The organism is Lacinutrix sp. WUR7 (genome assembly GCF_016864015.1).
In the GTDB taxonomy this organism is placed as follows: Bacteria; Bacteroidota; Bacteroidia; order Flavobacteriales; family Flavobacteriaceae; genus Oceanihabitans.
In genome coordinates this window covers 735,176-757,167 of record NZ_CP045067.1, presented here as the reverse complement: position 1 = coordinate 757,167, position 21,992 = coordinate 735,176, and the positions used below count along the sequence as shown (strand labels likewise).

Annotated in this window: 21 protein-coding genes; 16 read left to right on the top strand and 5 right to left on the bottom strand. The window is 32.4% G+C overall.

The window, feature by feature from the left end:
* The first annotated feature begins 3 nt into the window (after positions 1 to 3).
* Both FG167_RS03360 and FG167_RS03355 read left to right on the top strand, forming a co-directional pair.
* Complete coding sequence (locus tag FG167_RS03360) at positions 4 to 1,425, top strand: alpha-amylase family glycosyl hydrolase (RefSeq protein ID WP_203460030.1); 1,422 nt, start codon at positions 4 to 6, stop codon at positions 1,423 to 1,425.
* 10 nt (positions 1,426 to 1,435) lie between these two features.
* Positions 1,436 to 1,855 (top strand): hypothetical protein, encoded by a 420-nt coding sequence (locus tag FG167_RS03355; protein WP_203460029.1) that lies wholly within the window; start codon positions 1,436 to 1,438, stop codon positions 1,853 to 1,855.
* A gap of 108 nt (positions 1,856 to 1,963) precedes the next feature.
* On the opposite strand, the gene FG167_RS03350 is transcribed toward FG167_RS03355, so the two are convergent.
* Positions 1,964 to 3,556, bottom strand: coding sequence for a kelch repeat-containing protein (locus tag FG167_RS03350; RefSeq protein ID WP_203460028.1), 1,593 nt, complete (start codon positions 3,554 to 3,556; stop codon positions 1,964 to 1,966).
* 200 nt (positions 3,557 to 3,756) lie between these two features.
* Between FG167_RS03350 and FG167_RS03345 the strand changes: the two genes are divergently transcribed.
* Positions 3,757 to 6,129, top strand: a complete 2,373-nt coding sequence (locus FG167_RS03345; protein WP_203460027.1) for a GAF domain-containing protein — start codon at positions 3,757 to 3,759, stop codon at positions 6,127 to 6,129.
* A 2-nt stretch (positions 6,130 to 6,131) separates the two neighbouring features.
* On the opposite strand, the gene FG167_RS03340 is transcribed toward FG167_RS03345, so the two are convergent.
* Complete coding sequence (locus tag FG167_RS03340) at positions 6,132 to 7,328, bottom strand: Pycsar system effector family protein (RefSeq protein ID WP_203460026.1); 1,197 nt, start codon at positions 7,326 to 7,328, stop codon at positions 6,132 to 6,134.
* Positions 7,329 to 7,420: 92 nt separating this feature from the next.
* Positions 7,421 to 8,263, bottom strand: coding sequence for a hypothetical protein (locus tag FG167_RS03335; protein WP_239004434.1), 843 nt, complete (start codon positions 8,261 to 8,263; stop codon positions 7,421 to 7,423).
* 139 nt (positions 8,264 to 8,402) lie between these two features.
* On the opposite strand from FG167_RS03335, the gene FG167_RS03330 reads away from it, so the two are divergent.
* Positions 8,403 to 9,614, top strand: a complete 1,212-nt coding sequence (locus tag FG167_RS03330) for an NAD(P)/FAD-dependent oxidoreductase (protein WP_203460025.1) — start codon at positions 8,403 to 8,405, stop codon at positions 9,612 to 9,614.
* A 2-nt stretch (positions 9,615 to 9,616) separates the two neighbouring features.
* The gene (locus FG167_RS03325) at positions 9,617 to 10,147 is read left to right on the top strand and encodes a DUF1697 domain-containing protein (protein ID WP_203460024.1); all 531 of its coding nucleotides are present in this window, start codon (positions 9,617 to 9,619) and stop codon (positions 10,145 to 10,147) included.
* Here FG167_RS03325 and FG167_RS03320 read toward each other — a convergent pair.
* Both FG167_RS03320 and FG167_RS03315 read right to left on the bottom strand, forming a co-directional pair.
* Positions 10,136 to 10,714, bottom strand: a complete 579-nt coding sequence (locus tag FG167_RS03320) for a TetR/AcrR family transcriptional regulator (protein WP_203460023.1) — start codon at positions 10,712 to 10,714, stop codon at positions 10,136 to 10,138. The two genes, FG167_RS03325 and FG167_RS03320, sit on opposite strands and share 12 nt — an antisense overlap.
* A gap of 3 nt (positions 10,715 to 10,717) precedes the next feature.
* Positions 10,718 to 11,251 (bottom strand): TetR/AcrR family transcriptional regulator, encoded by a 534-nt coding sequence (locus tag FG167_RS03315; protein WP_203460022.1) that lies wholly within the window; start codon positions 11,249 to 11,251, stop codon positions 10,718 to 10,720.
* Between the two features lie 200 nt (positions 11,252 to 11,451).
* On the opposite strand from FG167_RS03315, the gene mvaD reads away from it, so the two are divergent.
* From mvaD to FG167_RS03260, 11 genes are all read left to right on the top strand, one after another.
* The gene (gene mvaD / locus FG167_RS03310) at positions 11,452 to 12,531 is read left to right on the top strand and encodes a diphosphomevalonate decarboxylase (RefSeq protein ID WP_203461040.1); all 1,080 of its coding nucleotides are present in this window, start codon (positions 11,452 to 11,454) and stop codon (positions 12,529 to 12,531) included.
* Positions 12,532 to 12,579: 48 nt separating this feature from the next.
* Positions 12,580 to 13,509 carry a mevalonate kinase gene (locus FG167_RS03305; protein ID WP_203460021.1) on the top strand — a complete coding sequence of 310 codons (930 nt, stop codon included), beginning with the start codon at positions 12,580 to 12,582 and terminating at the stop codon, positions 13,507 to 13,509.
* 15 nt (positions 13,510 to 13,524) lie between these two features.
* Positions 13,525 to 13,743 (top strand): hypothetical protein, encoded by a 219-nt coding sequence (locus tag FG167_RS03300; RefSeq protein WP_203460020.1) that lies wholly within the window; start codon positions 13,525 to 13,527, stop codon positions 13,741 to 13,743.
* The gene (locus FG167_RS03295; RefSeq protein ID WP_203460019.1) at positions 13,743 to 14,048 is read left to right on the top strand and encodes a type II toxin-antitoxin system RelE/ParE family toxin; all 306 of its coding nucleotides are present in this window, start codon (positions 13,743 to 13,745) and stop codon (positions 14,046 to 14,048) included. The genes FG167_RS03300 and FG167_RS03295 overlap by 1 nt, the downstream gene beginning before the upstream one ends.
* Positions 14,049 to 14,052: 4 nt before the next feature.
* On the top strand, positions 14,053 to 14,964 hold the full coding sequence (locus FG167_RS03290) for a geranylgeranylglycerol-phosphate geranylgeranyltransferase (protein WP_203460018.1): 912 nt from the start codon (positions 14,053 to 14,055) through the stop codon (positions 14,962 to 14,964).
* Positions 14,965 to 15,230: 266 nt separating this feature from the next.
* Positions 15,231 to 16,106 carry a pseudouridine synthase gene (locus FG167_RS03285; RefSeq protein WP_203460017.1) on the top strand — a complete coding sequence of 292 codons (876 nt, stop codon included), beginning with the start codon at positions 15,231 to 15,233 and terminating at the stop codon, positions 16,104 to 16,106.
* 147 nt (positions 16,107 to 16,253) lie between these two features.
* Positions 16,254 to 16,688 (top strand): hotdog fold thioesterase, encoded by a 435-nt coding sequence (locus FG167_RS03280; RefSeq protein WP_203460016.1) that lies wholly within the window; start codon positions 16,254 to 16,256, stop codon positions 16,686 to 16,688.
* Positions 16,689 to 17,159: 471 nt separating this feature from the next.
* Positions 17,160 to 18,557, top strand: a complete 1,398-nt coding sequence (locus FG167_RS03275) for an arginine decarboxylase (RefSeq protein ID WP_203460015.1) — start codon at positions 17,160 to 17,162, stop codon at positions 18,555 to 18,557.
* Complete coding sequence (speB, locus tag FG167_RS03270) at positions 18,547 to 19,488, top strand: agmatinase (protein ID WP_203460014.1); 942 nt, start codon at positions 18,547 to 18,549, stop codon at positions 19,486 to 19,488. Before FG167_RS03275 ends, speB begins: the two co-directional genes overlap by 11 nt.
* Positions 19,478 to 20,452, top strand: a complete 975-nt coding sequence (locus tag FG167_RS03265) for a deoxyhypusine synthase family protein (RefSeq protein ID WP_203460013.1) — start codon at positions 19,478 to 19,480, stop codon at positions 20,450 to 20,452. Before speB ends, FG167_RS03265 begins: the two co-directional genes overlap by 11 nt.
* Positions 20,452 to 21,987, top strand: a complete 1,536-nt coding sequence (locus FG167_RS03260) for a bifunctional GNAT family N-acetyltransferase/carbon-nitrogen hydrolase family protein (protein ID WP_203460012.1) — start codon at positions 20,452 to 20,454, stop codon at positions 21,985 to 21,987. The genes FG167_RS03265 and FG167_RS03260 overlap by 1 nt, the downstream gene beginning before the upstream one ends.
* The last annotated feature ends 5 nt before the right edge of the window (positions 21,988 to 21,992 follow it).

The following is a 21,992-nucleotide window of genomic DNA, read 5'->3' as shown; positions in this document are numbered from 1 at the left end:
CTCATGAGAAAAATAATTGCATTATGCTTACTAGTAGCAGTTTTTGCTTGTAAAGAAGAAAAGAAACAAACAGAAGAAATAGCTGTCGTGGAAGAAAAGGTAAGTCTTAAACCTATATCCGATTCCGATTTAGAAACAGCTGTGATTTATGAAGCAAACATTCGTCAATATTCATCAGAAGGAACTTTTGAAGCGTTTACCAAAGACATTCCGCAGTTAAAACAATTAGGAGTAAAAGTAATTTGGTTGATGCCCGTTTTTCCTATTTCAGAAACAAAACGTAAAGCAACAGGAGGAGAAGATAGTAAGTTTGCAACCGATTTTCCGGAAGCAGAACAAGGTAAATATTTAGGTAGTTATTATGCGGTTTCCGATTTCACAAAAATCAATCCGGAATTCGGAACCATAGAAGACTTCAGAGCATTAATACATACAGCACATGATAACGGAATTTATGTGATTTTAGATTGGGTACCAAATCATACTGGTTGGGATCATACATGGTTAAAAACCAATCCGGAGTATTACACGCAAAATGAAAAAGGCGAAGTGGTGCATCCAGTAGATACCGATTGGACAGATGTTGCAGATTTAAATTACGACAATCAAGAGATGCGCAAAGAAATGATTGCAGACATGAGCTATTGGCTAACCAAAGAAGGTGTGGATGGTTTAAGATGTGATGTTGCGGGATCTGTACCAGCAAATTTTTGGGAACAAGCGATTCCGGAACTAAGAGCGCAAAAAGATATTTTTATGTTAGCCGAAGCTTGGGAGCCAGAACTGATGAAAGAAGGATTATTCGACATGGCTTATGGTTGGGATAGACATCATGCTATGAATCATATTGCACAAGGAGAAAAGGATGCTGCCGAATTTGCTAATGCAGTACAAGCCGATTTGGATAGATATGAAGCAAATGATATTCTTATGAACTTTGTAACCAATCACGACGAAAATTCTTGGAATGGAACCATAAAAGAACGTATGGGCGATGCTGCAGAAACCATGACAGCTTTAAGTTATGTAACACCAGGGATGCCTTTGATTTATTCGGGACAGGAATACGATTTAGATCATAGATTACTGTTTTTTGAAAAGGATAGCTTTCCACATACCAAAGGAAAAATGTGGCCAGTTTTAGAAAAACTTGGAAAACTAAAGGGAACTAGTTCTGCATTGCATGGAGGAAAAGATGCTGCTTCTTATGAGAAAATAGAAGTTGGTAATAGCAATGTTTTAGCATTTGCACGAAGTAAAAATGGAAGTACTATTATATATATCGCAAACCTATCGGATGAAAGTTTAAAAGCAAACTTACCACAAAAAGGAAAGTACATCGATTATATGTCGAATACCGCACTGGAACTTGATGGAAATGCAATTGCATTAGGTCCTTGGGAATATAAAATATTACTACAATAAATCTTAAAACATGAAAAATATTCTAATTATATGTTGCTTTATTTTTTTTAGTAGTAACTGTTTTTCGCAAGTAGGGGTTGGTACAACAGCGCCTAAAAGTACTTTAGATATAAATGGAAATCTCTCTGTAAAGCATATCACCTTAATTGGTAATGGGACTGCTACAGATATTGATAATGGTGTTTATTTGTCTATCAATCCGCAAGCTACAGATCAGGAATTTAGGCTTCCAAACCCGATAACTTTTCCTGGGAGAGTATATATCATTAGAAATATTAATAATTCGAATACTGCAAAGCTAACTACTATTGCTGGTGCTTTGTTTCCTAAAGGATCCACAATAGGAAGCTCGGAAATTTATATGTATGAAAATAACTTGAGAACCATCACGGTAATTAGCGATGGTGTAAATTGGACGTATATGGATTAAATATACAATCTGTGCCTATTAAAAAATCTCTTCGTGTAGCAATACACCAAGAGATTTTTTCTTTTAAATCTTTTCAAAAAGAACCCTTTAAGACGTTTCAAATAGGGCTTATGTTTTAATGATTTTTATTGTTTCACTAATCTGCGAATCATTTTTCACTTGTATAAAATAAATGCCTTTTGAAAAATTAGAAATATTAAAAGGATGTTCCTCGCTAAAGTCGCCATGAAATACTTTTATAGATTTTCCTGTGATATCAAAAACGTTCAATTGTGTGCTTTTTTTATTTATCTGAAAAGTCGATTTTGTAGGATTAGGATACACCTTAAGTGTTTTTAAATCGTCGGGATTAGCAATAGATAAAGTTGGGTTTAGCGTACCTTCTAAGGCTATATTTAGTGTCGTATTGTTATTGTACGTTACTTGTACATTACCATTACTCATACTTTGTGAAGTGTCGTTTAAAACCGCTTGAATAATTAAATCTTGATTCGCACCTAATAGTAAATTGCTATACGTACTATTTAAAGTATAATTCACTCCCGAAATCGTAATATTATCAATATAAGTTCCTGTCGTTCCTGCGCTATTAGATAGCGTAATAGGAATAGTTACAGATCCATAACTTGTTCCATATTCAAAAGTCTTTGTGGTTTCACCTGCAGCAAAAACACTATTTACATTAGGACTTCCTGTTGGGCTATTTGCTCCAAAATACTCCATTTTTTTTATAGAAGTACCTCCGCTAGAACCAGCAATCACATGTATGCCACCTCCAGAAACTATTCCTTGAATACCATGTCTGTAGTGATTTAGATTGTCTTTGGTGGTCCACGTACCTGTTACAGGATTAAAAGCTTCTACAATATCACGTTGCCCATTGTTACCTGTTGCACTTCCAAATGTAGTTTCGCCACCAATAACATAAATTTCATTTTGAAATAAAACAGTTGCAGCTCCAGCTCTGGGAGTAGGTATATTGCTACTAGCAGCTAAGGTAGACCAAAGATTGGTGTTCAAATCATACACATCTACTTCGGGAATTTGAGGAGCAAATAATCCTCCCGCACCACCAGTTAGTCTGCCTCCTAAAGCATAAAGTTTGTCATTATGTACCACAGCATGAAAGTGATCTCTAGCATGTGGCGCATCTGTTAAAGCTGTAAACGTTCCAGTGGCAGGATCAAATACATCCATATAAGCTACATATCCTCCTCCATGTCCATATACGTTCCCTCCAATTAAATAAAATTTATTGTTATGCAAGGCTAAACCAGCTGCGCCACGTTTTCTTGCAGTAGGTAATTCCATACCTTGAATCCATTGTTGACTTGCAGGATTATACATGTAAATGTAATCGGCATTCAGTTCAGGATTGGGTTCATTTGTTTTAAATGCGCCTATAACCCAAATTAAACCTTCATAAGTAATCGCTTGAAAATGGTTAAAATCTACAGGAGCGATACCTCCATTAGACCATGTGTTCGACGCGTAATCATAAACATCTAATACGCGAGGGGATTCTCTACCTCCAAAAAGGAAAAATTTATCTCCAGCTTGCGTGAATCCACACTCATGCCTTGCAACATAACTTTCATCTTCATTGGTATCTGTCCATACTTGGGCCGAAACGTTGCTGGTACTGCTTATGAATCCAAAAAGTAAAAGGTAAAAGAATGCTTTTTTAGTAAGATTTTTCATGTTGTTTGTTTGATGTAATAGCTTAATACACAGTAAATTTATTAAAATTAAGAGTTAAAAAAGAAAAAACAGCGTTTAATTCGTCTTTTTAGTTTGAAAATTTAAAATGTAATTCAATAATGATTAATAAGCTGTTAAGGTTACCGACTTACTACGACTAAAGAATATATTTGTATTTTTATACTATAAAGTAAATTTAAATGGAAGCAATTAACCAGTCAGAATCACCAATGCATTTAAAGATTAGCTTCAATAAGCTATTGGATCATTATGAGGATTTAGCAACAAGTTCTGATGCATTTATTGCAAAACAAGCAAAGCGAGTTTTAAAAGTAGCAGCTCCTTATCCTGTGCTTCGGGAAGGATTTACCGATTATAAATTGCTAGATAAATATAAAAACGAAATTCAAATTATTCTTCAAGATTCGTTTAGTCCTGTTTTAACCAGAAATGAAATTAAAACGGCTTCCATACCTTTTGAAGATGTTATTTTTAATTCTTCAGAGCGTTTTAAATCAATAGTTAAAACTGCAGGAGAAGATTTTGAATTGCAAATAAAGAACATGCCTGAAGACGATAGGTATATTCTTTATTGTACTATAATTTTAAATTTCTACTACGGTTATTCCTTAGATTTTAAAAGACCTTTTTATTACGAAATACCGGATGCTAAAGGTATTATGCGATATTATAAGATTTTATATAATGCAGATTTCACGCAAATAATTCCCAATAAAAATGCGCCTAAAATTACACAAGAGGATTATGATGAGTTATTAGATAACTTTGAAAATATGGAGAAGTGGAAAGCAAAATTCCCTCCAAATAGTTATACGTTTAAAGGCTTTGTAATTTCTAATATGTTTGATGTTACAGACGATCAATCTATTTCCAATATTAAATCTTCTTTAATTGGTGAAAACAAACGTAAAGACGAAAGCTTTATGGAAGGCTTTCATGATATTTTTCGTTCCTTATTAGGTTTAAAAGATATACGTGTAGGATTTTCTGTGTATAATAAAGAAGATAAAACTTTCGAACGTGTTTATGGATCAGGTATGCATAGTTTTTTACTTAACGACATAGCTGCTTCTAAATGTTCAGATACCTTATGTAAATGGTCCTATAATAGACTTTTAATAGAGAAGAAATATTTTTCTGTTTCTAATGTACCTCTTATGTTTGAAAAAACAAAAGGGGAAATTCCACATATAAAAGTACTTCATGAACAAGGAATACAAAGTGCTATTTTTGCACCTATTGCTAATAAGGATGGCGTTATGGGGATTTTCGAGATTGTTTCAGAAAAACCAAAAATTCTGAATAGTATAAATGCTAATAAGCTTACCGATATTATGCCTTTTATCGTTTCGGCTGTAGAGCGTTCTAAAAATGAAGAAGAAAATCTAATAGAAGCTATTATTCAGCAAGAATGTACATCTATTCATTCTAGTGTAAATTGGCGTTTTGTAAAAGAGGCTAAAAAATTTATAAGAGCAAAGTTAGAAGGTGAAGTTCCAAATTTTAATAAAATTGCTTTCGAAAATATATACCCATTATATGGTCAGATTGATATTAAAGGATCTTCAGAAGCTAGAAATTGGGCAACACAACAAGATTTAATATTGCAATTAAATGCTGTTAAATCGATTATTGAAAGCGCTTTAGAAACAGAGAGTCTTCCAATTTACGACCAGTTTATATTTCAGATAAATAAATATTTAAAGGGACTTGAAGATCATTTTCAGGTAGATAGCGAGCAGCAAATCACCTCCTTTATTAATGATGATATAGAGCCTGTATTAACGCATCTTGTTTCGGTAAATGCATTAAAAGAAGCCATAGAATCCTATTATATAAATATAGATGATACTGTTAAAGTCGTTTATAAACATAGAAAACAATATGATGATACCGTTGCTATAATTAATAAAGAAATGGCCATATTGTTAGACAAAAAGCAGGTTTCCGCACAAAAAATGTATCCGCATTATTATGAGCGTTTTAAAACAGATGGCGTGGAACACAATATGTATATTGGTGAGTCGATTACTAAAGAAGACAGCTTTAATCCAATTTACTTATATAATTTACGTCTGTGGCAATTACAAGTAATGTGCGAAATGGAGAATAGCTATTATCAGATGAAAAACGATTTACCTGTTGCTTTAGATGTTGCTTCTATGATATTGGTTTTTAATCAGCCATTATCTATAAGTTTTAGAATGGACGAAAAACAGTTTGATGTAGATGGAACTTATAATGCTAGATATGAAATTGTAAAAAAGCGTGTCGATAAGGCTTTTATAAAGGGAACCACAGAACGTATTACACAAAAGGGAAAAATAACCATTGTGTACTCGCAGAAACAAGACGAAATAGAATATTTGCGATATATCCAATTTTTACAATCTAAACATTATTTAGATACCGATGTAGAGATTTTAGAATTACAAGACTTACAAGCAGTGACTGGTTTAAAGGCTTTGCGAGTAAGTGTATTGTATCATAAAAACAAGGATGATAAAGCTTTTTATACCTACAATGATTTAATGAAAGAAATTAAGGCTTAAGGCTAAATTCCGGCAGTTTGAAAAGCAATTGCAAAAGCAATAACGCTACAAATAATTCCAATCATAAAAACGGTGTACGTAACACGTAGTATTTTGTATTTTCTATTTAAAACCAAACCTAAAAAGTAAAGATCTTTTTTCATGGCAGAATACAAATAGTCTTTGTCTTTCATCATTTCACCCATTGCCCATTCAAATTCATCTAATTTCATTTTATGAAAATTACCAAAGAATAATAAGTTTACTTTTTTATTAGCAACATCCTCTTTGGTGAATTCTCCTCTGGTTACATTTGGTCTAGTTGCTATAACAGACAAAATCATGGAAGTAACTGTAAATAACACAAAAATTACGGTAGGATAAATAAGGTATTGGTTTGAAGGATTATCTAGTTTCGGTAGAAGATTTGCTAATACTAGAGAAACTATAATCGCATTTACAGATAGTAAAATATTTGCTTTTGTATCTGCAATATCACTAAGAGTAATGTGATTTTTAAGTGTTACTCTAAACATGGTTTCTATACCACGTTCTGGAGTTTCGATTTTATTTTTTTTAAATTGGAGTTCTTCTTTTTTCTGTTTTAACTTCGCAGTATTTGTTTTTAATTTGCTCTGTTCTTTAAGTAGTTTGGCAAGGTTTTTACTCTTTCTTTTTTCCCAAAGGGAAACTGCTAAATCACTATTAAATTTATGCTTTTTAGTTAGAAAATTTATGTTTTCCTCTAGCCATTCTGCATTGGTTACCTTTTTATTAGATATTAATTCTAGCTCCTTTTTTAAAAGTAGCGTAACATCACTAAAATTCTTACTTCCAACATGTGCACAATCCGCATCGCGAATAAACTCTTCTAGCTGTGTTTTTGGTGCATAATCCATTTTAGTTGCTAGAATTAAATCGTTTACAACCTTAATATCTTCAGGAGTACAATGCTGTTCTTTTAAAAAAGCGGTTGCTATAGCTGCACTATGTTTTTCGTGGTCTTCGATACTTTTAGTAAAACCAACATCATGAAACCAAGCACTAATTATTAATAGTTTTTTTTGGGCAGGATCTATATTCGCTAAGTCCGCTAATTCTGTTGCTTTTTTGACAACGTTTTGCGTATGCGTCAAATTATGATAAACAAAAGCATGGTCTAAATCTGTGTTTAAAAGGCTAACAACATGTTTCTCTACTTCAGCAATAAGATGGTCCATAAAAAGAGGTGATTTTGAGTAAAAATACTAAACTTTAATTAATGTTTAGTAAACGGTTATTTTAGTCGAAAATTATACAAATGCTTACCGTATTAATTTAAAGAAAATTCATATAAATTTCCTCCAGCGCCATGTGCTTTTTCATCGGTAATATAAACGGTGTTATTGTCTTTAAAAGAAATGCCTTCTTTTTGTGATTCATAACTAAAAGGAAATTCTTTTATAGTACCATTAAAGAAATCATTCCCTTTAAAGTTTGTAAAAAGTAAAACCGATTTCTGATTTAATAAAACCATTTTTGTGCCATCGGGACTAATATCTGCTGCTGTTATCCAGCAACGTAAATCGGAGCAATTAGAATACGTTCCTAAAAGTTCAGCTTCATGCATTCCAGGGTTTGCAGGGATTTTATATACACTCGTTTTTCCGAAATCGTCCTTTACGCGACTTTTGGTAAATAAATAAAAGCTGTTGTTGTGATAGAAAAAAGCTTCGCAATCAAAATATCTTTTATTCTTTTTTGGCGGAAATTTTTCTTGATCTGGATATTTAAAAGAAATACGCTCTATTTCTACCGAAGCATCGCTTTGTAAATTAGAAGCATTTACTTTTAATATAGCTAAGTTTTTGCGTTTACTTTCGTTGTTTCCAAAATCGCCAATATAGATATTTCCTTCCGGATCACTTGCTAGATCTTCCCAGTCATGGTTTTTAGCTTCAATTTCTAATTCTTTTTTAATTTTCCCTTTTGTATCAAGTCCAAATAATTTTGGTTTGTTACCACTATCGTTTACCATCCAAATGAAATCCGAATTCGAAACGACTTCTGTACCAGAAACTTCGTTTAAATCGGAAGGCAGATCTATTGCACTCTTAAATTCTTTGGAGCCACAACTTGCGTATAAAAATATTATTAGGATAAGGAATTTATTCAAAGCAGTTTTTCATTTATTAATGTTAAATTTACGTGGTTTTTAAAAGATTATGAAACATCCATAACTAAAACCATATAATCAAAGATAAGGATTAAATGGATGCTACATGTGACCTATGAAAAACAATAGAAATAAACACATGAAACAAAAAGATGTAATTATTATTGGTGGAGGTGCGGCAGGTTTTTTTGCAGCAATTAATATAGCCGTTCAAAACCCAGAATTAACCATAGCCATTCTAGAAAAAGGAAAGGAAGGTTTGCAGAAAGTGAAAATTTCTGGTGGCGGACGCTGTAATGTCACGCATGCCGAATTTATTCCTCAAGAATTGGTTTTAAATTACCCTAGAGGTGAAAAAGAATTATTAGGCCCTTTTCATAAATTTATGACTGGTGATACTATTGCTTGGTTTGAAGAACGCGGCGTAGCATTAAAGATTGAAGAAGACGGACGTATGTTTCCAGAGTCTAATACCTCACAAACCATTATTGATTGTTTTTTAAACGAAACGAAGAAACATCTGGTGGAAGTTTTATATAGCCAAACCGTAAAATCGATTATAAAAGATGGTGATGCTTGGACTGTTATCACGCAATCGGAAGAATTTTCAGCAAAAAAAATACTGGTAGCCACAGGGAGTAGTCCTAAAATGTGGAAACTTTTAGAAACGCTAGATCATAAAGTGATGCAACCAGTACCTTCGTTGTTTACCTTTAATATTAACGATAAACGCATCAAAGATATTCCTGGAGTAGTTGCTCAAAATGTAGAAATACAGGTAGTTGGTACCTCGTTGTTTTCCGAAGGACCACTACTAATTACACATGTTGGTATGAGTGCGCCTTCTATTTTAAAACTCTCTGCTTTTGGTGCTTTAGAGCTTGCAGCATTAGATTATAAGTTTACTATTGAAATTAATTTTATTAAAATGGCTTTGGAAGATTGCTTAGAGGCTTTAAAAGGTTTAAAATTAGATCTAGCTAAAAAATCAGTTTTAAAAGCACCACAATTTGATTTACCAAAGCGTTTATGGCAGCAATTGGTTTTGGCTTCCGAAATAACGGAAGAAACCCGTTGGGCAGATTTAAATAAAAATCAATTAGAAGCACTTGCTGCACAATTAACCAAAGCGCATTTTAATGTAGATGGGAAAAGTACCTTTAAAGATGAATTTGTAACGGCAGGAGGAATTGATTTAAAAGAAATAAACTTTAAAACCTTTGAAAGTAAACTACATAAAAATCTATATTTTGCAGGGGAAATCATTAATATAGACGCTATTACTGGTGGTTTTAATTTTCAAAATGCATGGACAGGAGCGTATATTGCTTCCCAGCACATTTCTAAATAAAAATGAAAACATACGTCGCTTTATTACGAGGAATTAATGTTGGAGGACACAAAAAAGTGCCTATGGCAATATTGCGAGAGTTGTTAACCAAAGCAGGTTTACTTAATGTGCAAACCTATATACAAAGTGGGAATATTGTTTTGCAGTCTTCCAAAGAAAACACAAGAGTTATAGAGGATAAAATACATAAAGCAATACAGTCTCATTTTCAATTTGAAGTTCCTGTTTTAGTAAAAACAAAACAAGAATTAGAGTCCGTTTTTGAGAATTCTCCTTTTGATGAAGTCAAAAAGATAAAAAGCTATTTTATATTATTGCAAGACACACCAAGTAAAGAGTTGATAGAAGATGCTTCCAAAAAGGAATATAAAACCGAAGAATTCAAAATTACAAATGCCTGTATTTATTTGTATAACGAAGCGGGTTACGGAAAATCAGAATTCAATGCTAATTATTTTGAGCGTGTACTAAAAACAGCAGCAACAGCAAGAAACTATAACACCATGGTGAAGTTGTTATCCTTATGCAAATAATTTGTTATCAGAATATTTTATAGCATCCCAACAAGCTTCAATAGACTGGTCTATTTGTTTTTGATCCATTGGTAATTCTTCTTTAATTTTTAGTTTTACAACAGAAGATATAAGTCCGTAGCATAATTTCATAATTAGTGTTTCGTCCATGTTTTTCACTCTTTTCTCTGTAATTCCTTCTAAAAAAAAGTCTGTTATTTTTTTATAGAATGGTACTGTCTTTTTTACCATTTCGGGAGTGATAATTGGAGGGACACCAACGTATTCAATAAAATAAAAAGCTAAAGGATTACTTGTGAAATAGTTGTACATGTTATGTAGCTTAGTGGTGAACTTTTTTTTATAAGTATCATCCGGCTTCATGTTTGTTAGGAGAACGACGCTTAAATCTTTGTAAACCATCAAAAATATAGCTTCAATAATTTTCTCTTTAGTTTCAAAATAATGATAAATGGTACCTACAGCGACATTGGCTTCTTTAGCTACTTGAGACATAGGTGTGGCATGATAGCCTTGTTTAACAACAAGCTCTAACATGGTTAATATAATACGTTGTTTTTTATCCATGAATTACTTCTCAATTTTTCTTACAGCATCCCAAGAGGCACTTGACGCTTGCTCGATTTGGGAATCCATCATGGGTAAAACCCCATTTAATTTTAAATGCACAGCAGCAACAACATTACTGTAAGCTATTTGTACTAATAATGTGATATGCATGTCTTTAAGGAAACCTTCTTTGATGCCTTTCCAGAAAAAAGCTGCATGCGGTCTATAATGTATTTTTGTTTCTTCAATTAATTCTATAGGTATGATTGGAGCTTTAGCTATATGTTCATAAAAATGAAAGGCATATGGATTGCTTACATAATAATGAAATAAATCGACCCAGTATTTTTTAAATACTTCTTCCGGATTTTGGTTTTCTTCTTTTAGAATTAGAATAGTACCAAAATCTTTTCTAATCATTTTATAAATTTCACAAAGAATATCTTCTTTGTCTTTAAAGTAATTATAAATGGTGCCTATTGCAACGTTTGATTCCCTAGCTACTTGGGACATTGGTGTTGCATTTACACCTTGTTTTACTACAAGTTCTAGCATTGTAATAAGGATTCTTTGTTTTTTATACACAGATTATTGATTGAATAGTCATTCGGTTTTCCAATCTACAAAAAATATGTTTTCTACTTCTTTTTTTAAAAGTATTTACGATGAAATACATAATGTTTTCACTTTTTTAGAATAAAATCTATACTTGCATGCTATCTAATAAACTATATTTGCATACTAATTTGTACAAAATGGAAGCCTCTTCGTTTATATTTTCAAAAAAGAATACAATACCTAGTAAAGGACAATTTACATGGTCTTCTCCTAGCAATATTGCATTGGTTAAATATTGGGGAAAAAAAGAAAACCAAATACCAGAAAATCCATCTATTAGTTTTACACTAGATGCTTGTAAAACGAAAACAACTTTAAGTTTTACGAAAAAAGAAAATGATGATTCTTTCTCTTTTGATGTGATTTTTGAAGGAAAAAAGAACCAAGATTTTAAACCAAAAATTGAAACCTTTTTTAAACGTATTGAAGCATATCTACCTTTTTTAAAAGACTATCATTTTACTATTGAAACAGAAAACACCTTTCCGCATAGCTCAGGAATTGCATCTTCTGCTTCCGGAATGAGCGCTTTGGCACTATGTTTAATGAGTATAGAAAAAGAAATGAATCCGGAAATTACTCCAGAATACTTCAATCAAAAAGCTTCTTTTTTAGCAAGATTAGGATCTGGAAGTGCTTGTAGAAGTATAGAAGGCGATCTTATTGTTTGGGGGAAGCATCCAGACATAGAAGGTAGTTCGAATCTTTATGCTGTAAAATACCCATACCAAGTACATGATAATTTTAAAAAATATCACGATACTATTCTTTTAGTAGATAAAGGTGAAAAGCAAGTAAGCAGTACCGTTGGTCATAACTTAATGCATAATCATCCTTTTGCACAACAACGTTTTACGCAAGCGGAAGAAAATATGACGAAACTTATAGCCGTTTTAAAAACAGGAGACTTAAAAACGTTTATAGAAATCATTGAAAGTGAAGCCTTAACACTTCACGCTATGATGATGACAAGCATGCCTTATTTTATTTTAATGAAGCCAAATACTCTTGAAATAATTAATGCGATTTGGGCGTTTAGAAAGAAAACAGGATTGCATATTAGTTTTACTTTGGATGCAGGAGCAAACGTACATGTATTATATCCAGAAAAGGAAGCTGCAGATTGTATCGAATTTATTAAAAATGAATTAGTTGCGTATTGCCAAAATGGTCACTATATTTGTGATAGGATTGGTTTTGGAGCAAAAAAACTTTAGTTTTTTTGGCTTCTGCTAGCTGAGACTAAATACTGAACACTATTTTTTATGAAAGGACCTCTTTTTTACTCGAAAATTTTACTCTTTGGTGAATACGGAATCATTAAAGACTCTAAAGGATTATCTATTCCTTATAGTTTTTATAATGGCGCTTTAAAAACCGATGAAAATCCATCTACCGAAGCTGTGAAATCTAACGCTAGTTTGAAAAACTTCGTTTCGCATTTAAAACAAATAGAGGAAGAGATTGTTGTTTTTAATTTAGAACAATTACAAAAAGATGTCAATGCTGGTATGTACTTTGATTCTTCTATCCCACAAGGATATGGTGTTGGTAGCTCTGGCGCATTAGTAGCTGCTATTTATGATAAATATGCACAAGATAAAATTACAGTACTAGAAAATTTAACACGTGAAAAACTATTAAAGTTAAAAGCTATTTTTTCTGAAATGGAATCGTTTTTTCATGGTAAATCTTCCGGATTAGATCCTTTAAATAGCTATTTAAGCATTCCAATTTTAATACATTCTAAAGATAATATTGAAGCAACAGGAATTCCTTCGCAAACCAATAATGGTAAAGGAGCAGTGTTTTTATTAGATAGCGGAATTATAGGTGAAACTGCACCAATGGTTAGCATTTTTATGGAAAACATGAAGCATGAAGGCTTCCGAAGTATGCTAAAAGACCAATTTATAAAACATACAGATGCTTGTGTTGACGATTTTTTAAAAGGAGATATAAAATCGCTTTTTAAGAACACGAAACAATTATCTAAAGTGGTATTAAATAACTTTAAACCAATGATACCAAATCAGTTTCATGAACTTTGGAAAAAAGGAATTGAAACTAACGAGTACTACTTAAAACTTTGTGGTTCTGGTGGTGGTGGTTATATTTTAGGATTTACAGAGAATTTAGAAAAAGCAAAACAATCGCTTAAAGAGTATAAGTTAGAAGTGGTGTATAATTTTTAACGTGTAGAAATAAGTATGAATTCTGAAGCATCAAAAATAGCACTTGTAAAAATGATTCTTAATATTGAGAATGATACTTTCATTCAGAAAATAGCAAGATTTATAAACCAAGAAAAAGATGATTTTTGGAATGATTTATCTACTTTAGAACAAGAAGAAATTCTTTTAGGTTTACAGCAATTAGAAAAAGGGGAGCGTATTTCATTTGACGATGTTTTGAAAAAAATATCCTAATGAATGTTTATTTTTCACCAATTGCAGCACAAAAATTAATTAAACTTTCAACATACTTATTAGAAAATTGGAATAAAAAAGTTCGTGATGCATTTGTTGAAAAGTTAAAAAATAAAATGCAACAAATTTCAATATATCCGCAAAGTTGTAACGAGTCTAAAACTACAAAAGGGCTTTTTAAGTGCGTTGTAACCAAACAAACAACAATATATTATAGAATACACGAAGCAAAACAAGAAATAGAAGTTGTAACTTTATTTGATACTAGACAGCATCCTGTAAAATTAACAAAGCATTTAAAATAACGCTATGCTTTCCAGAAAACAAAAACACATACTTTTAAAATTCTTTAGCATGTTTTCTGTGGTAAGAGGCTACAATATTCTAATTGTTGTACTCGCACAATACGTAACATCTATTTATATTTTAGCACATGATAAACCTTTAAGAGAGGTAGTTTTAGATGTAAACTTACTCATGCTCGTTCTAGCTTCTGCAGCAACCATAGCAGGAGGTTATATTATTAATAATTTTTACGATTCAGAAAAAGATCTAATAAACAGACCGCAAAAATCAATGTTAGATAAATTGGTGAGTCAAAACACCAAATTGTCTTTATATTTTGTGCTTAACTTTCTTGCGGTAATCATGGCAAGTGCCGTTTCGTTTAAAGCAGTAGTGTTCTTTTCATTGTATATTTTCGCTATTTGGTTTTATTCTCATAAACTTAAAAAGCTACCTATTATTGGTAATCTGACTTCTGCAATACTGACTATCACACCGTTTTTTGCCATTTTTATGTACTATAAAAATTTTGAACATGTCATTTTTGTACATGCAGCATTTCTGTTTTTAATTGTTTCTATGCGAGAATTAGTAAAAGATTTAGAAAATATAAAAGGAGATTTAGCACTTAATTATAAAACCATACCAATTATTTACGGCGTAAAAGCATCCAAAGTAATGCTTACTATTTTAAGTGCATTAACACTTGTTCCTGCTTATTTATTAATAAACAAGTATCACATTGGTAAGATGGATTATTTCTTTTACCTAAGCATAGCGTTACTCATTGTGTTTTTAATGCTACTCTGGAAATCTACTTCTAAAACACAATTTTTAATACTTCATAATATTTTAAAATTTATCATAGTATCCGGTGTATTTAGCATTTTACTAATAGATGTAGATTTGCTTTTAAACAAACTCGTTTTACTATAAATTATGGCGTTTGTTATTTCGCTAAAGCTACGTAGCAACGCGCTTTTCACTATACCTGCCTGCCGGCAGGCAGGTCTTTTTTCTATAAGTTTTGATTAGTTATCTTCCATCTAAATATATTTAGATTTCCATAATCTCAAAAAAGGATGCCGTTGCAATCGCTAACGCAAGAAATCGGAAGCATCAAAAATCGTAAATCCGCAATCGTAAATCATAATATATACTATATCTTTGCAGCTTTAAAAGAAATAATACATTAAAGAGCAATGAGTAAGCCAAGAGATAGTAAAAGCAAAGGGAAGCTTTCCGGACGTGGGAATAGTAATACGCGTAGCCAAAGCAATGAAAGAGGAAATGCTCCAGTAAAAAAGAAAGCGGCAGTAAATAAAACGCAAAAGCCACAAAAAGTACAAAAGCCACAAAAAGCATCAGATCCAGATCAAATGCGTTTAAATAAATACATCGCAAATTCTGGTATTTGTTCTCGTAGAGATGCAGATATGCATATTGCAACAGGTTTAGTTTCTGTAAACGGAAAGGTCGTTACAGAAATGGGGTATAAAGTAAAGTTAGAAGATGAGGTTCGTTTTGATGGATCTAGAATAAATCCAGAGAAAAAAGCATACGTTCTACTAAACAAACCAAAAGGTTTTGCAACCACTACAAGTGAAGGTAAAGGACGTACGGTTATGGATTTAGTTGCTAATGCAACCAATTCACGTATTAAACCAATTGGTAGATTAGGTAGAAATAGTAAAGGGTTATTATTATTTACCAATGATGATTTGGTTGCTAAAAAATTCACCAATTCTAAAAATGGTGTACCTCGTTTATTCCAAATAGAATTAGATAAAAACCTGAAGATAGAAGATCTTAAAAAGATTAGAGAAGGTTTTAGAATAGAAGGAAAATTAATAACTGTAGAAGAAATTAGTTATATCGATGGCGCTTCTAAAAAAGAAATTGGTCTTAAAATTAAGAACACAGGAAATACAGTACTTCGTGCTATTTTTGATAGTTTAAAATACGAGATTGTAGCTGTAGATTGTGTTGCAATAGGGCACCTTACCAAAAAAGATCTTCCTCGTGGTCACTGGAAACATTTAACAGAACAAGAATTGAATACTTTAAAGATGTTGTAGTATATAATACTATTACTAAAAACCTATTATAAAAAAAATGCTTCTAATCTAGAAGCATTTTTTTTTGCTATTATCTGAAGATATACAAACAAATTTGAAGATTAATAAAGAATCCATTAAGTTTATAGAAAACTAAATCACTAGAACATGACAGAAGAAAATATAGCTTTCATAAAGAAAACATTTGAAGAGACTATTCCATTGCATAAGTTTATAGGTATTAAAATAGAAGTACTCGAAAAAAACTATGCTAAGGTTAGCGTGCCTTTTAAAAAAGAACTGGTTGGTGATTTTAGAAACAATAGATGGCACGGAGGGATTATAGCTACCGTTATGGATTCTGTTGGAGGCCTTCTTGGCGGTGTGCATTTCACATCATTAGAAGATAAATTAGCGACCATCGATTTACGAGTAGATTATCTTAAAGGAGCTAAAGCAGAAACGGTTATTGTAGAAGGAAAGATTGTAAGACTAGGAAATAGAATACTAGTTACTAAAATGAAAGCCTTTCAAAATGAAATATTAATCGCCGAAGGTAAAGGGGTTTATAATTTTATTAGAATGGATAAAAAAATGGATTAATTGGTGAGCTATCGTGTTTCGTTAACGATTTTGTATGTTAACGAAGTTAGCCTTTTTATCTTTCAAAATCAAGTAACGGAAAGGGCGCAAAACCGCTTCAAAAAAAAATAAAAAAATTTTTCAAAAAAGTGTTGCAATTCAAAAAAAAGTATTTCATTTGTATTGCATTTAGCTGAACAAAGTGAACACTGTTTCTATGTTCGGGCTTTTGGAAATTAGGAAGTCATATTCAAAAGCAGCTTACAGATTAAGCGACCGAATTTTAAAGCTAACTTCCGAGTATTCTTCTATTAGTGCTAGCCAGCATCAGTACGGTTTTGTGCCTACTACAGAGCTAAAAATTCAAGTTTGATTATTTTTAATGTGTAAGTCTTTATACCTTTAAGTGCCTTTTAATGGTCATTTAATATTTAATTTTTACTAGCTTAACGTCATGTTAACCTATAACTTTTACATTTATCTTTAAAAATAATGAATACAAAATATATTGATCTAATCGATCAAACTTTCGATTTTCCTCAAGAAGAATTTAAACTGGAAGAAAATAAATTACGCTTTCACGATATCGACCTAATGAAATTGGTGGAAGAACATGGAGCGCCTTTAAAATTCACCTATTTACCGCAAATATCTAACAATATTCAACGTGCAAAACAATGGTTTGCAGATGCTATTAAAAAACATGATTATAAAGGGAATTACAACTATTGCTATTGCACTAAAAGTTCTCATTTTAAACACGTGTTACACGAAGCGCTAAAGAATGATATTCATATTGAAACCTCTTCGGCTTTTGATATTGATATTGTAGAAAACCTTAAAAAAGAAGGAAAAATAACAAATGATACCTATGTAATTAGCAACGGGTTTAAACGTGCACAATACGTTACAAATATTGCTAGACTTATAAATAACGGACATAAAAACGCGATTCCTATTATCGATAACTATGAGGAGATAGATTTACTTTCTCAAGAAATAGACGGTAAATTTAATGTGGGAATTCGTATTGCTTCCGAAGAGGAACCAAAGTTTGAATTCTATACCTCTCGTTTAGGTATTGGTTATAAAAATATTGTACCTTTTTATAAAAATCAAATTGCAGAGAACAAGAAAGTGAGCCTTAAAATGTTACACTTCTTCATTAATACAGGAATTAGAGATAATGCGTATTACTGGAACGAACTGCAAAAATGCTTAAAAGTATATACTAGCTTAAAAAAGATTTGTCCAACTTTAGATAGTTTAAATATAGGTGGAGGATTTCCTATTAAAAACTCCTTGGCTTATGATTTTGATTACGCTTATTTAGTAGACGAAATTGTAAATCAAATTAAAATAACTTGCGAAGAAGAAGGTGTAGCTGTACCAAATATTTTTACAGAATTTGGAAGCTTTACCGTTGGGGAAAGTGGTGGAGCGATTTATGAAATACTGTATCAAAAACAGCAAAATGATCGTGAAAAATGGAACATGATTAACTCCTCTTTCATTACCACATTACCAGATACTTGGGCAATTAACAAACGCTTTGTGATGTTACCACTTAACCGTTGGGACCAAAGTTATGAGCGTGTTTTGCTTGGCGGACTAACTTGTGATAGTGATGATTATTACAATAGTGAGCAACATATGAATGCCATTTATTTACCAAAATATAATAAAGATAAACCATTATATATTGGCTTTTTTAATACAGGAGCATACCAAGAAACTATTGGAGGATTTGGTGGCTTACAACACTGTTTAATACCAACTCCAAAACATTTATTAATTAATAAAGATACAGAAGGAAATCTTATTACCACTGTATTTAGCGAACAACAAAAAAGTGAAGACTTACTTAAAATTTTAGGTTATGGAAACTAAAACTTATGCTGGTATTCCAGAAGAATTAGCAAAATTAGACAAAGCGAAAATTGTACTAATTCCTGTGCCTTATGATGGTACAAGTACATGGCAAAAAGGAGCAGATAAAGGTCCGGAAGCATTTTTAGATGCTTCTGCTAATATGGAACTTTATGATATTGAAACAGGTACTGAAGTATACCATCAAGGGGTACATTTAGTAGATGCTGTAACAGAAAATAGTTCTCCAGAAGCTATGGTAGAAGCGGTACATCAAGTAACAAAAAAGTACATTAAAAGAAACAAATTCGTAACCATCTTTGGTGGTGAACATTCTGTATCTATTGGTACGGTTCGTGCTTTTAACGAAATGTTTCCAAGCCTAACTGTTTTACAATTAGATGCACATGCAGATTTGCGTAAATCGTATGAAGGTTCTACGTGTAACCATGCTTGTGCTATGTACGAAGCTAGTCAAAATACCAACCTAATTCAAGTAGGTATTCGCTCTATGGACGTGATGGAAAAAACAGTTATGGATGCAGATAAAACGTATTTCGCTCATGAAATGGCTGTAGATGATACTTGGGTAGATGCTGCTATTGATCAAATGACAGAAAACGTTTTTATCACTATAGATTTGGATGTTTTTGATCCTTCTATCATGCCAAGTACTGGAACACCAGAACCAGGAGGTTTGTTATGGTATGAAACTATGGAGTTTTTAAAACAAGTTTTTGAAGAGAAAAACGTTGTAGGTTTTGATATCGTAGAACTTTGCCCTAATAAAATAGATAAATCTTCCGATTTTCTTGCAGCAAAACTATACTATAAAATGTTAAGCTATAAGTTTCAAAATGAAGAAGCAGAAGAGGTGTATGACAACTCTTTTGACGATGAGAAAGTAAATAAAAATAACAATACTAAATTTCAAGACGAAGATGCGTACTAAAGGACCAATTTCACAGTTTATAGAAAAACACTATTTACACTTTAATGCAGCAGCTTTAGTAGATGCAGCAAAAGGGTATGAAGCACAATTAGACAGTGGTGCAAAAATGTTAGTATCTCTTGCAGGTGCAATGAGTACCGCAGAACTTGGTAAAAGTTTTGCAGAAATGATTCGTCAAGATAAAGTACAAATCATTTCTTGTACAGGAGCAAATTTAGAAGAAGATATCATGAATCTAGTAGCACATTCACACTACAAACGTGTGCCTAACTATCGGGATTTAACACCACAAGATGAGTGGGATTTATTAGAAAAAGGATTAAATAGAGTTACAGATACGTGTATTCCAGAAGAAGAAGCATTTAGACGTTTACAAGAACATATTGTAAAGATTTGGAAAGATGCAGAAGCTAATGGTGAACGTTATTTACCACATGAATACATGTATAAAATGTTGCTATCAGGAGTATTAGAGCAATATTACGAGATTGATTTAAAAGACTCTTGGATGTATGCTGCTGCAGAAAAAAATCTACCAATTGTTTGTCCGGGATGGGAAGACAGTACGATGGGGAACATTTTTGCAAGCTACGTGCTTAAAGGAGAATTAAAAGCAAGCACCATGAAATCTGGTATTGAGTACATGACGTTTTTAGCAGATTGGTACACAGATAATTCACAAAAAGGTATTGGTTTCTTCCAAATTGGAGGAGGAATAGCTGGTGATTTTCCTATTTGTGTAGTACCAATGCTGTACCAAGATATGGAAAGACCAGAAACACCATTTTGGAGTTATTTCTGCCAGATTAGTGATTCTACAACAAGTTATGGTTCGTATTCGGGAGCAGTACCAAATGAGAAAATTACTTGGGGAAAACTAGACATAGATACACCTAAGTTTATTATTGAAAGTGATGCAACTATCGTTGCTCCGTTAATTTTTGCTTATCTTTTAGATCAGTAATGGACACAAATAAAATTGATAATATAGAGCTTAAGTACCTAACGGTTAATGATTTTGAAGAGCTAAAAGAAGCTACTTTAGAATCGTATGGCGGTGTGCTTAATTCGTACTGGAAAAAACACCATATAGAAGAATTAACCTCTATGTTTCCAGAAGGTCAGGTAGTAATTAAGATAGATGGAGACATTGCAGGTTGTGCATTGTCTCTCATTGTCGATTATGATTCTATTGATGATGAACATACGTATGAAGATATTATTGGTGGAAAATCTTTTAAAAATCACGATCCGAATGGCGATGTGCTTTATGGTATCGATGTGTTTATAAAACCACAATACAGAGGTTTACGTTTAGGTAGAAGATTGTACGATTATAGAAAAGAGGTTTGCGAAAACTTAAACCTAAAAGGAATTGTTTTTGGAGGAAGAATGCCAAACTTTCATAAGCATACCGATTTAACTCCGAAGCAATACATTGAAAAAGTAAAGCGTAAAGAAATTCATGATCCTGTGTTAAACTTTCAAATTTCTAACGACTTTCATCCAGTTCGTGTATTAAAAGGATATTTAGAAGGTGATACAGCTTCCAACGAATATGCCGTTTTGATGGAATGGGATAATATCTATTATACCAAACCAAACAAAAAGGCAAGTTCTGTAAAAAGTATTGTAAGACTTGGTTTGATTCAATGGCAAATGCGTCCGTATAAAGGGCTAGAAGATTTAATGCAACAAGTAGAATATTTTATAGATAGTGTTGCTGCGTATCGTTCTGATTTTGCTGTGTTTCCAGAGTTTTTTAATGCGCCTTTAATGGCCGAGTTCAACCACATGCACGAGCCAGATGCTATTAGAGAGTTGGCAAAATTTACCGAAGTCATTGTAAAGAAAATGCAACAGCTTTCTATTTCGTATAACATCAATATTATTACGGGTAGTATGCCAGAAGTAGTAGGTGATAAGTTGTATAATGTGGGTTATTTATGCCGAAGAGATGGTAGTGCAGAGCGTTATGAGAAAATTCATGTTACTCCAGACGAAGCGAAAGTTTGGGGCATGCAACGCGGAAACAAATTACAAACCTTTGAAACAGATGCTGGTAAGATTGGGATTCTAATTTGTTATGATTCCGAGTTTCCAGAATTGTCCCGTTTGTTAGCAGATGAAGGTATGGATATTTTATTCATTCCTTTTTTAACAGACACGCAAAATGGCTATTCTCGTGTACGATTATGCGCACAAGCTCGAGCTGTAGAAAACGAGTGTTATGTGGCTATTTCTGGTAGCGTTGGTAATTTGCCAAATGTGAATAATATGGATATTCAATACGCGCAATCCGCTGTATTTACACCTTGTGATTTTTCATTTCCTAGTAATGGTATCAAAGCAGAAGCGACTACCAATACCGAAATGATTCTAGTTGCAGATGTAGATTTAAGTTTGTTAAAAGAACTGCATTCTTTTGGAGCAGTAAAAAATTTAAAAGATAGAAGAAAAGATTTTTACGATGTTATTAGAATTAATAACAATAAATAATATAT

Bases quoted from the DNA above. Each gene is read 5' to 3' on its own strand.
- FG167_RS03345 (WP_203460027.1), top strand. From the start codon at position 3,757: ATGGAAGCAATTAACCAGTCAGAATCACCAATGCATTTAAAGATTAGC.
- FG167_RS03295 (WP_203460019.1), top strand. From the start codon at position 13,743: ATGAATGTTTATTTTTCACCAATTGCAGCACAAAAATTAATTAAACTT.
- FG167_RS03340 (WP_203460026.1), bottom strand. From the start codon at position 7,328: ATGGACCATCTTATTGCTGAAGTAGAGAAACATGTTGTTAGCCTTTTA.
- speB (WP_203460014.1), top strand. From the start codon at position 18,547: ATGGAAACTAAAACTTATGCTGGTATTCCAGAAGAATTAGCAAAATTA.
- mvaD (WP_203461040.1), top strand. From the start codon at position 11,452: ATGGAAGCCTCTTCGTTTATATTTTCAAAAAAGAATACAATACCTAGT.
- FG167_RS03360 (WP_203460030.1), top strand. From the start codon at position 4: ATGAGAAAAATAATTGCATTATGCTTACTAGTAGCAGTTTTTGCTTGT.
- FG167_RS03280 (WP_203460016.1), top strand. From the start codon at position 16,254: ATGACAGAAGAAAATATAGCTTTCATAAAGAAAACATTTGAAGAGACT.
- FG167_RS03300 (WP_203460020.1), top strand. From the start codon at position 13,525: ATGAATTCTGAAGCATCAAAAATAGCACTTGTAAAAATGATTCTTAAT.
- FG167_RS03305 (WP_203460021.1), top strand. From the start codon at position 12,580: ATGAAAGGACCTCTTTTTTACTCGAAAATTTTACTCTTTGGTGAATAC.
- FG167_RS03350 (WP_203460028.1), bottom strand. From the start codon at position 3,556: ATGAAAAATCTTACTAAAAAAGCATTCTTTTACCTTTTACTTTTTGGA.
- FG167_RS03325 (WP_203460024.1), top strand. From the start codon at position 9,617: ATGAAAACATACGTCGCTTTATTACGAGGAATTAATGTTGGAGGACAC.
- FG167_RS03290 (WP_203460018.1), top strand. From the start codon at position 14,053: ATGCTTTCCAGAAAACAAAAACACATACTTTTAAAATTCTTTAGCATG.
- FG167_RS03355 (WP_203460029.1), top strand. From the start codon at position 1,436: ATGAAAAATATTCTAATTATATGTTGCTTTATTTTTTTTAGTAGTAAC.
- FG167_RS03265 (WP_203460013.1), top strand. From the start codon at position 19,478: ATGCGTACTAAAGGACCAATTTCACAGTTTATAGAAAAACACTATTTA.
- FG167_RS03320 (WP_203460023.1), bottom strand. From the start codon at position 10,714: ATGGATAAAAAACAACGTATTATATTAACCATGTTAGAGCTTGTTGTT.
- FG167_RS03275 (WP_203460015.1), top strand. From the start codon at position 17,160: ATGAATACAAAATATATTGATCTAATCGATCAAACTTTCGATTTTCCT.
- FG167_RS03330 (WP_203460025.1), top strand. From the start codon at position 8,403: ATGAAACAAAAAGATGTAATTATTATTGGTGGAGGTGCGGCAGGTTTT.
- FG167_RS03315 (WP_203460022.1), bottom strand. From the start codon at position 11,251: ATGCTAGAACTTGTAGTAAAACAAGGTGTAAATGCAACACCAATGTCC.
- FG167_RS03285 (WP_203460017.1), top strand. From the start codon at position 15,231: ATGAGTAAGCCAAGAGATAGTAAAAGCAAAGGGAAGCTTTCCGGACGT.
- FG167_RS03260 (WP_203460012.1), top strand. From the start codon at position 20,452: ATGGACACAAATAAAATTGATAATATAGAGCTTAAGTACCTAACGGTT.